Annotated in this window: 10 protein-coding genes; 8 read left to right on the top strand and 2 right to left on the bottom strand. The window is 37.2% G+C overall.

Translation table 11 applies throughout. From position 1 onward, the window contains the following. The first annotated feature begins 185 nt into the window (after positions 1-185). From CZ490_RS06155 to CZ490_RS06145, 3 genes are all read left to right on the top strand, one after another. Positions 186-2,555, top strand: coding sequence for a polyprenyl synthetase family protein (locus CZ490_RS06155; RefSeq protein WP_077618078.1), 2,370 nt, complete (start codon positions 186-188; stop codon positions 2,553-2,555). A 154-nt stretch (positions 2,556-2,709) separates the two neighbouring features. Next, on the top strand, positions 2,710-3,156 hold the full coding sequence (locus CZ490_RS06150; protein WP_077618077.1) for a hypothetical protein: 447 nt from the start codon (positions 2,710-2,712) through the stop codon (positions 3,154-3,156). A 317-nt stretch (positions 3,157-3,473) separates the two neighbouring features. Further along, positions 3,474-3,863, top strand: coding sequence for a VOC family protein (locus tag CZ490_RS06145; protein WP_077618076.1), 390 nt, complete (start codon positions 3,474-3,476; stop codon positions 3,861-3,863). Between the two features lie 250 nt (positions 3,864-4,113). On the opposite strand, the gene pepF is transcribed toward CZ490_RS06145, so the two are convergent. Together pepF and corA are read right to left on the bottom strand one after the other, a co-directional pair. Continuing rightward, complete coding sequence (pepF, locus tag CZ490_RS06140) at positions 4,114-5,928, bottom strand: oligoendopeptidase F (RefSeq protein ID WP_077618075.1); 1,815 nt, start codon at positions 5,926-5,928, stop codon at positions 4,114-4,116. A 174-nt stretch (positions 5,929-6,102) separates the two neighbouring features. Further along, positions 6,103-7,053, bottom strand: a complete 951-nt coding sequence (gene corA, locus CZ490_RS06135) for a magnesium/cobalt transporter CorA (RefSeq protein WP_077618074.1) — start codon at positions 7,051-7,053, stop codon at positions 6,103-6,105. A 100-nt stretch (positions 7,054-7,153) separates the two neighbouring features. On the opposite strand from corA, the gene CZ490_RS06130 reads away from it, so the two are divergent. From CZ490_RS06130 to CZ490_RS06110, 5 genes are all read left to right on the top strand, one after another. After that, positions 7,154-8,506, top strand: coding sequence for an MDR family MFS transporter (locus CZ490_RS06130; RefSeq protein ID WP_077618073.1), 1,353 nt, complete (start codon positions 7,154-7,156; stop codon positions 8,504-8,506). 101 nt (positions 8,507-8,607) lie between these two features. After that, a complete protein-coding gene (locus CZ490_RS06125) occupies positions 8,608-10,347 on the top strand; it encodes an ABC transporter ATP-binding protein (protein ID WP_077618072.1) in 1,740 nt (579 codons plus the stop codon). Beyond that, positions 10,331-12,127 (top strand): ABC transporter ATP-binding protein, encoded by a 1,797-nt coding sequence (locus tag CZ490_RS06120; RefSeq protein WP_142255338.1) that lies wholly within the window; start codon positions 10,331-10,333, stop codon positions 12,125-12,127. The genes CZ490_RS06125 and CZ490_RS06120 overlap by 17 nt, the downstream gene beginning before the upstream one ends. Before the next feature lie 278 nt (positions 12,128-12,405). Further along, positions 12,406-12,855 (top strand): YndM family protein, encoded by a 450-nt coding sequence (locus CZ490_RS06115; RefSeq protein WP_077618070.1) that lies wholly within the window; start codon positions 12,406-12,408, stop codon positions 12,853-12,855. Between the two features lie 123 nt (positions 12,856-12,978). Further along, positions 12,979-15,009: a DUF4179 domain-containing protein gene (locus CZ490_RS06110; protein ID WP_077618069.1), complete on the top strand. Its 2,031-nt coding sequence runs from the start codon at positions 12,979-12,981 to the stop codon at positions 15,007-15,009.

The following is a 15,009-nucleotide window of genomic DNA, read 5'->3' as shown; positions in this document are numbered from 1 at the left end:
GTAAAACAGCAAGAGGAAAAAACTAAAACTTTTCCTCTTGCTGTTTTTTTGTTGATGTATTATCTTTTAGAAACAACCGTCGATCCAAAATTGTAGTAGTAAAAAATATAATATGATAGTTTAAAGGAAGAACGACGTGAATACGATTAAGTATAATGCATTGAACAAAAGTTGAGGTATCTATTATGAATGTTGGAGTAAAAAAGAATACTGAAAAAAGCTATCAGCTCGCTGAGAAGATGGCTACTGAGTATTTTCAAGCGCTTTTTCAAGATGTCCAAGAGAAGAAGTATGTTACACAATTAACCAATGACTTTCACTCCTGGAAACAAGATCATATTCATCGTTCAATTATTCCTTTTAAAACAAATAGGAAAAAGGCATTAGAAAACGAAGGATATTACAATTATATACGGTACCTACATTATAGGGGGAAGCTAGAACGTTATTTGGATCGTAGTATCTCCTATATTTTTATGAGAGATATGGGAAAAGACCTTACTTCTAGTGCTACACAAACAAGAATACAAAACGTTGTCACTAGTTTAAAGAATCATTTACTAGAAGTTACATCCAAGGATAATAAAGAAGATATCGATCTTTTTAGTATGGCTGGGTTATATCGCTGGGGCCAAAAGGAAGGTATTGAAAGTACGATTATCTGGTTGATGGATAAATTAAAGACCGTTTCTACAAACATACCAGAGGGAATGGACCGAACACATGCCAGAAGAAAATTAATTAAGATTATTGCAGGTGTCATAATCAACGAGATTGAAGAGATGCGTGGAACTCCTTCCCAGGAAGAACGCTCAAAAAAACTTGATACAGCGATACGATTAGGGTATGCCTATGGACTCACTTATCCATTTATTGATGACCTTTTGGATGCAAAAGTCCTGTCCGATCAGGAAAAAAGGGAGTATTCCAATCTGATTCGAATCACTCTTATAACACAAACTGTACCTGCATTAGGGGAATGGCCAGAGGACAACAAAGAATTACTCGAATTTATACATTCTGAGCTTGCCGAAGCCTTCCAGTTTATTAAGGATCATCAACCTCAAGAAACCTTACATTCTTTTTTTGAACAAACCTATGTTTTTTTCAAATCCCAAGAGGTCGACAGGGAGAAGGTGCTATCAAATGACACGTATACCAATGAGGAATTATATATCCCAATTATCATTAAATCTGCATCCTCCCGTATGATTGTCCGTTCACTTCTAACTGCTCCTGAGGATAAAGAGATTAACAAACGTATCTTCCTTTATGGTATATATAATCAGTTGGCGGATGACTTTGCAGACATGTTTTCCGACATGGAGCATGGTGCAGTAACACCTTATACGTATTATTTAACCTATTATAAACATCGTTCTGATCTAGTAAATCCATATGAACTATATTGGGCTGTCATTTCTTATTTGATTTACAATGTGTACAATTATGATCAAAAAGCTCGAGAAATCATATTAAACCGTGCCATTAATGGCTTAAAACGTTTTAAAAAGAAAGTAGGCACTAAAGTATATGATGAAGTCATGGACACATTTGCAACGGGAAATCCAGAGTTAGATCGCACGATACAAAAAATGGTTCGTAAAGCAGATGACGTTGATTTCTTTGATAAACTTTTACGCGACCATATGGTAAACAGTTTAAAAAAGGATCAAGACGAACAGAATTCATTCACTGATTTGATTATAGAAGTTCGCTCAAAGCTAAATAACCAGTTGCACATTCAAAATCATACAGAATCATCATCGATATCGGATGCTTCAAATCATAGTCTCGCAGGAGACGGGAAACGATTACGGCCAATCGTTACATGGATGGTGGGGGTAAAAGAATTCGAATTAGATGAATATGCAATTACTCCACTTTTAAAATCTATTGAGTACATGCATACAGCCTCTTTGATTTACGATGACCTTCCGGCTCAAGATAATGCTTCTTTCCGACGAGGGAGACCAACAGTCCATCAGTCATATAGTACAGCTGTTGCGGAATTAACCGGTCTGTTTCTGACTCAAAGAGCTATATTTGAGCAAACGTCACTTTCACAATACGATTCGAAAACGGTATTAAAATTAATCCAATACTCAACAGAAACAACAATGGATATGTGCAAGGGGCAAGCGCTAGACTTAGAATCTAAAGGAAAACAATTAACGCTCGAACAATTAAACCAAATGTGCTTCTTAAAAACCGGAAAAGGATTTGAAGCCTCACTGATTATGCCCGCTATTCTCGCAAAAGTAGGTGAAGCAGAAACAATAGCGTTAAAAAAGTTTGCCTATCATGCAGGTATTGCCTTTCAAATTAAGGATGATCTACTAGATGTCGAGGGTACCTCTAGTGTGCTTGGAAAAACCATTGGGAAAGATGCTGAAAACAATCATTCAACCTTTGTTTCTGTACTTGGAGTACAAGATGCGAAAAAAGCAATGTGGGAACATTATTGTTTGGCGTTAGATGCCTTACAAGAGATTCCACTCAAAACTACATTTTTAAAATATATTTTGAATTACTTTGTTCATAGAGACCACTAAACTCTGGCACCTGCCTCTAGATACTATTCTTAGTAGTAGAGGCAGGTGTTTTTTTCTATTATGGGTAAACGCACATTTTGGAGGTACAAGTTTAAAGGCGTAAGCCTATGGAATAGGATGCTAGTAGTCTATGAATAAGGAGTGATTTAGACAGATGTATTATTATGACCCCTATCATGTAATGGGATTGCCACAACCAGACCACAATGGTATTTCTTACGACTATGAATATGAGAGACAATTAGGTTCATTTTTTCCACCTTTTGGTGGCGGATCAATGGGACCACCTGGTCAAGGGCCTAGTGGATTTCCACCATTCGGCCCACCTAGCCAAGGTCAAGGTGGTGGACCTCCAACCGCACCACCACCATCGTTTGTCCCGACACAAACTCAACAAGCTCAAACTTTCGCCGTCGATCCAGGTAGTATTAGAGGGTGTTTATTCAGGTATACCTATGTATGGCTACGCGGACCTGAACAATTCTGGTTCTATCCAACATTTGTAGGAAGAAGATCTGTCTCAGGGTACAGATGGAATGGATTCAGATGGATGTATTTCGGAATTAGCTTACGTCAGATCCAGTCGTTTACATGTATTTAACTAAGATGGACCGGTTTATGTAGAATTCGTTAACACTGTTTTGATAAATAGAAAGGGAGAATCGAGTATGAACATACGGAAAAATGACGTTTCTTCGACTCAATTCTCCTCTAATAGCTTTGAGAATAATGAACAATTGGCCGACACTTCACAAAGTGGGAGTCGGATTCATTTTATAAGATTCATTTTATCAATAGTAAGATTTACATATTTAAAAGGTATTATCAAATTTATGTAGAATGTTTTTGATGATACCTATCGAGTAATGGCAAAAGTAGGATATAAGTTAGTAAAATTTTTATAAGGGATGTGTTGCAATGAATAACTCAAATCAATCACCAATTAAAAATACAATCGGTGGAATTTTCATCCATGTATCAGATCTAAAGAAATCAGTGGAATGGTACAGCAACCTTTTAGGACAAGCACCGGATTTGAATAAAGTGCAGTCTCCTGTGTATAACATACCAATCAATGGGACAACGAGTTTAACATTAGATGACCACAGCTTTGATCCGACTTTCATCCATAAACCATCACCAAGCCCCATTTTTAACTTTCTGGTTGACGATATAGATGTTGCCTATGAATTTATTAAATCCAACGATATTGAAATTGTAAGAGAAATCGAAAGAGTAGGAGAGAGCTTTGCTTGGTTTAATTTCAAAGACCCTGATGGAAATGTAATTATGGCATGCACAGGGTAATAGTTATCAGTGTGTAGGCCTTTCTCTCCCGAGGAGGCTCAAGACATGCCCCGCGAAAAAGCGAGCGCCGGAACGGAGAGGAACAGCCTGTCGGCAGCATTAAACTATATAAATCATTGTTAACAGATAAATAATTTTATAAAAACTTGACTATAGGTAAGAAAGCGTCCACCTGAAGTGGAAATCTTCTTATGTAATACCGCCATACAAAAAGAGGGCCCCAAAGCTTTTGGGATACCCTCATTTAATTTTACTCGTAAAGTCCTTCTAATTCAGAAATCAATTCTCCAACATAAGAAACTGCCTTACGAATAGCATCTGGCTTCGACATATCTACACCAGCATATTTCATTAACTCAAGTGGCTTCATTGTACCACCAGCTTTTAAAACCTCAATCCAGCGGTCAACTACAGGCTGACCTTCTTCTTTAATTAACTGCGCAACAGCAGTAGATGCTGTTAACCCTGCAGAATAGGTGTAAGGATATAGTCCCATATAGTAATGAGGTTGACGCATCCATGTTAAACTTGCAGCTTCATCAATCTCAACTGTATCTCCCCAGAAGGATTTTAATACATCACCCTTGATACCACTTAAAGCAGGAGCCGTGATTGGTTTTCCTGATTCCGCAAGAGCGTATACGCGACGTTGATATTCACCCTCAAGTAAATGGGTTACGAAATTATGATAGTACGTTCCTAATAACTGAAGAATGACCCAACGTTTCATTCTCTTATCGTCCGTGTTCGATAAAAGATGCTCTGCTAGAAGCAATTCATTCATAGTTGAAGGAGCTTCGATAAAGTAAGTAGATGGACGTGTATTTCCAACTCGCTGATGTCCATTTGCATAATAGAAATGACCTGCATGGCCGAGCTCATGAGCTAAAATAAATGCACCGCGCATTGTATCCGTCCAAGTAATTAAAATGTATGGATGTGAACCATATGGGCTAGAGCAGAATGCACCTGTGGATTTTCCAACGTTCGCAGGGAGATCCACCCAGCGCTCAGTTAATCCTTTTTCCATAATTGCACTGTATTCAGGACCCATTACCTTCAAAGCTTCAAGAATCGTTTTAGAAGCTTCTTCATAAGTCGTTTTCGGATTAAAATCAGGATCTAGAGGTGCTTTTAAATCACTAAAGTGAAGCGTGTCTAATCCTAGAACGCGTTGCTTTAATTTTGCAAATTTGCGCATATGTGGTGCAAGCTCGGTTTGGATAATGTCTAACTGATTATGGTACATTTCTAGCGTAACCTGTTGTGGATGCAAGAGCATATCCGTTACAGAATCATAGTTACGTAGTTTTGAAAGAGCAACCTGTTTCTTAACTTCAGTACCATAAGCTGCTGCAAATGTATTTTGGTATTTTTTTAACGTTTCAGAGAAAGCCTTGAATGCGTTTCTTCGGATTGTAGGATTTTCAGAAAGCTCATAACGATCCTCAAATAATGCAAAAGAAAGAGGGAGTTCATTTCCTTCCTCATCGGTAAATGATGGGAACGTCATATCAGATGCTTTACTTCGTTGGTATATCATATACGGTGCATCATGAACTTCACCTAGAGCAGCTAACGCTTCTTCCGTTTCCGGTGAAAGCGTATGTGGCTTTTTCTCTATTATTTTATTTAAGTTATTTTGAAATACTTCTAATTCTTTTTCTTCCTTTATGTATTGCTCAATCGCTCCATCTGGTAATGAGAGGATTTCAGACTCGATAAATGATAAGGCAGCACCAATTTTAGCAAAGATGGACGATATTCTTGCTGCATTCCCTTGATTTTCAGAATTCGTCGCATCCTCATTGAAGCGAAGACTTGCATATGTACCAACTAAAATCATACGTTTTGTAAGTTCTTCTTCAGCAAGTAAACAATCTAATAATGTCTTAGAACCATTTCCTAATTGCCCTTTATATTTTGTAACGGTTGAAACATCGGCTTCAACTGCTGCTAATTCTTGTTCCCACGCATCAACGGATGGAAACAAGTCTTCCAGTTTCCAGGTTTGCTCAACCGGTACCTCAGCACGAGTTAATAGCTTTTCTTTAACCTTTGTCATATTTGTTACCCCCATATATTTCGATACTCTAACAAAATTTATTATATACGAAATGAGGGGGTCGTTAATAGTATTTTCAGAAAGTTTTTGTAAAAAAATAAAAAGTGTCTTAGCCATAGGTGACTAAAGACACTTATTTGCTACCTTTATTAAAATCACTCGATTCAAAACACATCAACGGAACCAGCCTTTTTGCTTAAACCAGACAAACATTCCAATTCCAATCACGATCATAATGCCTTGTATCACAAAATATCCATACTTATAAGTAAGTTCGGGCATATGTGCGAAGTTCATCCCATAAATACCGGCAATGAACGTTAGTGGCATGAAAATCGTCGTAATAACAGTTAAAATTCGCATTACCTTATTGGTTTGATGTGAATTTAACGACAAATAACTATCTCGAATATCTGCTGTTAGCTCACGACTTGCATCTATTTTTTCAGTAAGCCTCAACAAATGATCATGAATGTCATGAAAGTATTCAATTCGGTGTTGTAAAAGGTCGAGACGATGGGAGTTAATAATGCGATATACTAAATCTCTCATCGGTGTAACCGTATGCCTCAGCGTTAGCAAATTATGCCTCGTATCGAAGAGTTCATCAAGGAGCTCTTCCATTGATTTCTCATTTGAATTATCTTCAATTGCATTTAATGTATCCTCAAGTTGATACACTATCGGAAAATAATTATCAACTAGTTTATCGATAATATGATACAAAACAAGGGAGGGATCCCAACTTTCTGGTGTTTCCGTCACCATTAAGCGGTTCCAGACATCATTGACTTCACCTGATTCTTTTAAATGGAACGTTACAATATACCCTTCTCCTAAAAATATAGTTATTTCTTCTTTTTCTAATGTTGCTTGGTGAAGGCTGTGAGTAACAAAGAATGTGTTCTTTTCATAAAAATCTAATTTAGGTCGCTGTAAAATATGGATGCAATCTTCAATCGCAAGCGGATGAAAATGAAGTGTCGCTGACAACTCATTAATCTCCTCATCAGTAGGTTGATTAAAATCAATCCAATACCATTTCCACTCCGTTTGTTTAATTTCTGAAATAGGGATGCCTGTTAACCGTTCATCTTTTTCTGTAATTGCAGTAATACGAATCATCAAATAACCTCTTTTTTGTTAAGACACATTTATGTTATCCTTTTCATTGCCATTTTCTGTAGTATAATAAAATAATTCTAAGCTCAAAGGGGAAGACGAGATGAGATCAAAACCATTTGTTTTAGTAAGTATTGTTCTTGCAATGCTTATTAGTGCGATGGACACTACAATCCTTCAGACAACTGCACCAACAATAGCTGAAAAGCTCGGTGGTTATAAATTTTACGGTTGGATGTTTGCCATTTATGTACTATTTTCTACTGTTTCCTTACCAATATTCGGGAAACTTGCCGATATTTACGGAAGGAAAAAAATCTTCGGTATTTCAGTAATTCTCTTTACAATTGGATCATTACTCTGTGGTTTAGCGGATTCTATGATTGAATTAATTATCTATCGAGGGATCCAAGGCTTAGGAGCCGGTGGAGTAACACCACTAACTATGATTATTGCAGGAGACCTTTATTCCATTGAAAAACGTGGAAAAATTCAAGGATTCTTTTCCGCAATGTGGGGAGTTTCTGCTGTCATTGCACCCTTAATCGGTGGATTTTTTGTTGAAACGATGTCATGGCGGTGGATTTTCTTTATCAATATACCGATTGGGATAATTGTTCTCCTATGTTTACTTCCATATAAAGAAATTGTAACAAAGGATAAAACCCCACTTAACTATGTAAGTGCGGTTCTGTTCACAGGAAGTATGCTAGCCTTTTTAATGAACACGATAACAACTGATAATCTATTACTCTATAATGCGCTAGGGATCGTTTTTCTAATTTCATTTTTCTTGTCTGAGAAAAAATCAGATAAACGTTTTATTCCGATTGAGATTTTAAAAAATAAAGAAATATCTTGGCTCAATATTAATGGGGTATTTATCTTCTTAAGTATTTTTGCCTTTCAAAATTATGTACCGCTGTTTATGCAGGAAGTACAGGGGATTTCAATTACAATAAGTGGACTCGTTCTATTTGGGATGAGTGCTGCTTGGATGCTTGCATCAGTACCATCAGGGAAACTGATTTTGAAATATGGATATCGTAAAACAATCTTTTTGGGAAATGGGATGCTCATTCTATCTGCAGTTCTTGCTTTCTTCATTAATCACAATAGTAGTTTTTGGTTTTTCTTTGCAATCCTAACGATTCAAGGATTTGCCTTTGGCCTCATCGTTACGATTGGGACAATTGGATCACAAGAGATGGCAGAAGCACATCAAAAAGGAATGTCGACAAGTCTACACTTTTTTGCGCGTAATATAGGCACAACGTTTGGAGCAAGTATTATGGGGATGCTAATTACTAGTCAGATTGACGTTGCAGAAGGTATGCATCACTTAGTTTTGTATATGTTAATTGCAGTGACTATCGCTACAGCAATAAGCTTTATTGTCAGCCAAAACTTACATCCTCACACACTACAAAACCAAGAAAATACCAGAAGCCTCTAGCTTTTGGTTTTTTTTCTATAATAATAATTCATTATATTGTATGATTAAGATAATTCAGAATTTCAAGTATATGTGATTGGTACATAATTTGGAGGCCTTATATGTTTAGAATCTTAACCTTTTTAAAACCTTACCGACTCGCGATTGCAGTGGCATTGTTTTTAACATTCGTCGAGTTGGCAGTAGAACTTGTACAACCACTTCTAATTGCAAAAATTATCGACGATGGTATTTTGCAAAAGGATCTCTCTGTTGTAATGAAGTGGGGAGGAATCATGATTGCGATCTCTCTGGTTGCTTTTATTTCAGGAATTGTCAATTCCTTCTTTGCTTCACATACAAGTCAGAGCTTTGCTTATGACGTTAGGAAAGAATTGTTTGGTAAAATCCAATCTTTCTCCTTCGCCAATCTACAGAAATTTGAAACGGCAACTTTGATTACGAGAATGACGAATGATGTCACTCAACTGCAGAATACAGTATTTATGAGTCTGCGTATTGCCATCCGCGCTCCAATGCTCATTATTTTCGGGATGATCATGGCGTTTCTCGTAAATCCGAAACTTGCGATGATGCTAATCGTCACAATCCCATTTTTAGTTTTGTTCCTCATTTTTGTGATGACTAAGGCGAGAAGGCTTTTCCAATCCGTTCAACAGAAATTAGATACTGTGAATGGTGTGATGCGAGAAAACCTATCGGGTATGAAACTTATTAAAGCCTTTGTAAGCTGGAGACATGAAACAAAGCGCTTCTTCAACGCAAATGAAGAGTTGAAAGAACGTACAATTACCTCGCTCCGCCTTATCGAAATCACAATGCCGGTTCTTTTGCTTTTAATGAATGGAAGTATTATCGCAATCCTATGGTTCGGTAGTCTTGATGTGAGTTCAGGAAGTGTGCAAGTAGGGGAAGTAGTAGCAGTTATCAACTATACAACTCGGATTACTGGTGCGTTAGGTGTTTTTTCTTGGATTATCATGCATTTTTCAAGGGCAAAAGCTTCTTCAGACCGTGTCCTTGATGTATTAGATACCGAGGTTGATTTAACAGAATCCGTTTCCAATGTAAAAAGTGTAAACAACCCACAAGGTGCAATAACGTTTTCAAATGTTGATTTCACTTATCCAGGAACAAATACAAAGGTGCTACAGGACATCTCATTTTCAGTAAAACCAGGTGAAACGGTTGCTATTCTTGGAGCGACGGGTTCAGGCAAAACATCCTTGTTTCAATTAATTCCACGTTTATATGATGTAAGTCAAGGAAGCGTTTTAATCGATGGAATTGATGTTAAAGCTAGAAAACTCGACGAGCTTCGAAAACAAATTGGCTATGTTCCGCAGGAAGCACTTTTATTTACTGGGACCATTAAGGAAAATATTCGATGGGGAAAACAGGATGCGACAATGGAAGAAATGATTATGGCTGCTAAGCGGGCGCAAATTCATGAAACCATTGAAAAGCTTTCATTGCAATATGATACCGTAATTGGACAAAAGGGTGTAAACCTGTCTGGTGGTCAAAAGCAGCGAATATCGATTGCAAGAGCTCTTATACGAAATCCAAAAATATTATTATTGGACGATAGCACAAGTGCATTGGATTTAAAAACTGAAGCAAAACTATTGGAAGAACTAAAAAATGTTTCGTGTACTACGTTGATTATAACGTCAAAAATATACACGGCAATGGCAACTGATACGATTTTACTTGTAGAAGATGGGAAATTGATCGCATCAGGTAGTCATGAGGAGTTATTACATTCCTCACCATTTTATCAGAAGGTGTATGAAACGCAATTTGGAGAGGGGGGACCACAGCATGTCGGTGCGAACTAATCGTCCACAGCAAAAGCACGGCAAAAAACCGCAATCATCGAAGGACAGAATCGGAACAATAAAAAGAATATGGGCTTATCTTGCAGTTAATCACAAATTATTGATTGCTGTTCTTGCTATGGTTGTAGCAAGTTCTGGTCTTGGCCTCCTTGGTCCATTTTTGTTAGGTAGAGGTATTGACGAGTATATTGTAACCAACGACCATAGAGGAATCCTTCTTCTTTTAGTGGGACTAGGAGTCGTTTATATCCTACATTCTTTATCTCTTTGGTACCAAAACTATTGGATGGTAGGAATTGCCCAAAATACCGTCTTCTCGATGCGGACTGAGCTATTTGAACAATTACACCGCTTACCTATCCATTTTTTTGATAAACGACAGCACGGCGAACTTATGAGCCGAATCACAAACGATATTGAAAATGTTAGTTCGACGCTAAATACGTCAGTTATCCAAATTTTTTCGAGTGTACTTACACTAGTAGGAACAGTTGCCATTATGCTTTGGTTAAGTCCATTACTAACGTTAATTACGATGATTATTATTCCAATCATGTTTTTTGGGATAAAGTGGATCACAAAACGAACAGGGAAACTCTTTAAAGAACAGCAAAAGCATCTAGGAGAACTAAACGGGTATATCGAGGAAACAATCTCGGGTCAACGGATTGTGAAGACTTTTTCACAGGAAGAAACGGTTATTAATGAGTTCTTAGAAAAGAGCGAAAGGCTCAAAAAGGCAGGGTATTATGCACAAGCCTACTCCGGTTTTATTCCAAAACTAATGAACGTATTAAACAATTTAAGCTTTGCTATTATCGCCGGCGTAGGTGGAATCTTAGCGTTAAATGGGCATATCACGATCGGTACGATTGTCATTTTTGCAGAATATTCTAGACAGTTTACACGGCCACTCAATGATCTAGCCAATCAATTTAATACGCTTCTTTCAGCTATTGCAGGAGCCGAGCGGGTTTTTGATGTATTAGATGAAGAGGTTGAAGCCAAGGATGAGAAGCGAGCAAGAAAAGTAAATCAAATTAAAGGTGATGTTGCATTTAGACATGTTCATTTTTCCTATGAGACGGATGGGAACACGATTAAAGGTGTGACATTTGATGTAAAATCTGGAAACTCTGTTGCTTTTGTGGGACCAACAGGTGCTGGTAAAACAACGATTATCAATTTATTATCCCGGTTTTACGAACCTGATTCTGGCTCGATTACGATTGATGGAATTGACATTTCATCATTAACGAGGGAAAGCCTCCGTAATAATATGGGGTTTGTACTTCAGGATGTTTATCTATTCCAAGCATCGATTTTGGACAATATTCGCTATGGTCGATTAGATGCTACTGATGATGAAGTGATTGAAGCGGCTAAATTAGCAAATGCTCATTCGTTTATCATGAAACTTCCAAATCAATACAAAACGATTTTAAATCAGGACGGAAGCGGTATTAGCCAAGGACAGAAACAGCTTCTTTCTATTGCTAGGGCAATCCTTGCAAATCCATCGATTTTAATCTTAGACGAAGCAACAAGCAGCATAGATACCGTAACGGAAATGAAAATTCAAGAAGCATTACAGCGCCTGATGAAAGGGAAAACAAGCTTCATCATTGCACACCGCTTAAATACAATTGAAAAGGCAGACCAAATCATTGTCTTAAAAGATGGAGAAATAGTCGAACGAGGAAATCACACCACACTATTACAGCAAAAAGGCTATTACCACAACTTATATACCAGCCAACTAGAAAATCAAGTCATATAGATTGGTATTTTATTTTGCTAATGGGTTCTTGTGATATTATCGCCGATGATTGGAGCGTATGGCACGAGACTCCTGCGGGAAAAGCGTAAGACTTGAGACCCCACAGGAGCGTAGTGACGAGGAGGCTCAAGCCTCGCCCGCGGAAAGCGAGTGCCAGTAGCGGAAATCACCCCAAGTTTACGATGATAACCTAAGGTGACCAAGAATTACCTTTTATATTCTACCGACTGTCATCAAAAGATAAGTCTAAATAAGAAGATAAAGGGTGATGTAGAAAGATGAAGCACGCTAAAGCGCTTGGGATAAAATTTATCATGATTTCCATTGTACTTCTCTCTCTTTTTGGCATATTTAGAGGCGCTTCCTTTGGGGAAATTATACTTATGAGTATACTCGTAACAGGACTCGCTTACGTAGTTGGTGATTTATTTACCTTACCAAGAACAGGGAATGTAGTAGCAACAATTGCAGACTTTGGCCTCACTTTTTTTGCCATATGGATCTTAAGTACAATGTTTATGGAAAATACATCGGCATTAATAACAGCTTCCCTTGCAGCAGCCGGTTTAATTTCCTTAGCAGAGGCACTATTTCACTCGTATATGCAAAACAAAGTACTTGATAATACGGAAGAGCAGTCACAGACAAGACCGCAATTTAGACCTAGCTATCAAACTGAATTTGCGGAAGAGTATGAGAATGAAACAGAGGATTTAAAAAAGAAATAATCGTTATAAAGACTAAATCTATTCAGGTTTAGTCTTTTTTTATTGATTTCAAAAGGGATTCACGACCTTTATGTTGAACTAATGAAGATAAGAATTGTTTTAACAAAGGGAGAGACATAAATTGTGTTCATATCGGAAACAGACCCTGATCTACTAATGAAGATACGGAAAAAAGACATTAGAGCAATCATAAAATGGTTTAATCAAAGGAAAAACAGCTTGTATAAGTTAGCCTTTGTCTATTCGACAAACATAGAAGACATTCAAACTGTTTTCTTCGATACGATAAAAAAAGTTCATGTAGAAGTAGCGAAGCAAAAAAACAATGCTTCTATCGAGAATTGGCTTATCTCTGTCTTTTTGGAGGAATGTAAAAAAAGAAAAGATGCTACCCCAGATGGTTCGCTATTCGACCAAGTTGATCCAAATTATAAAGATGAATTGGTTTTAACATATGTCCTTGGACTACCTCACGAAAAGATTGCTATCGTTCTCGGCACTTCAGTCGAGAATGTTAAAGAAAATATACAAAATGGTATTCAAAGCGTAAGTGGGGCAGAAGTGAGTCATTATCAATATACATTTATTGATTATATCAATCGAACATTAAACCGTTCAGATAAAATTGAACTTGAAATTCACCTACACACTTGCCAAATCTGTCAAATTGGACTTGTTGCTTTTCAAAAGACGATTGCTGAATGTATCGATGTAGCCGAAGCTATCCACGTTCCTGCTGATTTCTTGGATCCTGTATTGATGAGCCTTGATGAGTTAGAGGAAATGAATAATAGGAAAAAAAGAAAAAGGATCGGAATAAGTGCTGGTATCACTTCTTCTATTGTAGCTATGCTTTTAATTGCTTATTTGACAAATGGCTTTACTTTTCTTTATTATTCCTGGTTAGACTTTCGTGATCAAGAAGATGAGCAGTTACTAGAATTTTTAAAATATGGTCTAGGTGAAGAGTTAAATCTTGAGCAGGAAAACAATGGAGTTAGGGTTACTATAAAAAGTGCAATCGCTGACGACTACCAGACCCTGATTTATTATGAAGTTGAAAATTTAAGAGATGAAGAAAAGCTTGGTATCAATTCTTGGGTTGGAGCTTTCATCGCCAATGAAGGAGAAGTTTTGGAAACACGAAATTACCCTATTAACTCGTTACCTGTTCAACCAGTCGAAACAGACGAAGACATTTTTAAAGGGAAAATTAGTTTATTACCGATTAAAGATGACAATCAAACGATCAAACTGAACATATCAAAGTTACAAAAGATTGAAACCGATTCATCGATTGAAAGCTGGCTCAACCCTTATGATGACGATGCTTTTGTTAATGGCCATTGGAATTTTGAAATTCCGGTGGTGAAGCAACCCTCAAAGGAGTATCCCTTAGCAGCAAAAGCAAAAGTGGGGGGTATACCGGTAGAATTTGAGAAACTTACTCTTGCTCCAACTGCAACTGTCCTCCAATATGGAATTAAACCAGAATTAGATCACAATAAATTTATCCATGAATTGGTTATTTCAGAGATTAAGACGGAGGAAAAAGTCGTAAAAGTTGATCCTTTCGCTGGTAATTTTCCACTTTCAAATGGTAGTGGAGATAAGATGTCTTTCATAAACAACTTTGATTCTCTTTACTTTGAAGATCCTGATGAAATCAAGATACACTTTACCTCACTATCTTATTACGTTAACGACTCTCAAATTATGGAAATTGACATAGACAAAGGCTTTCCGCAAACCTTTGATTATTTAGGAAGTGAAATTTCCATTGATGAGCTACATGTTGGAGATAAAACAACGAACATTAAAGTGTCCACTGGTGAGATTGAAAATCGTCCCTTTGATTCATTCCACTTCGATTTTCTTAATAAAAATACACAAAATGTGTTCTCAATGGGAATGATGGAACAAGAAAGTGTTTTTGTTGACCAAGACGGTACTATCTATAGTAGTGAGGACTTTGATTTTTATGAACATGCGGTAAAGCGGGGGAGAGACACTATAAGACATGTCCCAACTCGCTTTGAAATTGAACTTCAAAGTCAAAATCCTGATGAAAAAGCTGTTCCAAATTTGATTCAAATACATGGTTATCAAGGAACGACTTATTTAGATGATGTCATTCAAATACAGGTAAAATAA

This window comes from Litchfieldia sinesaloumensis (assembly GCF_900156865.1).
Lineage (GTDB): Bacteria > Bacillota > Bacilli > Bacillales > Bacillaceae_L > Ferdinandcohnia > Ferdinandcohnia sinesaloumensis.
The sequence above is the reverse complement of the archived record's forward strand: the minus strand, read 5'-3'. Positions and strand labels throughout refer to the sequence as shown.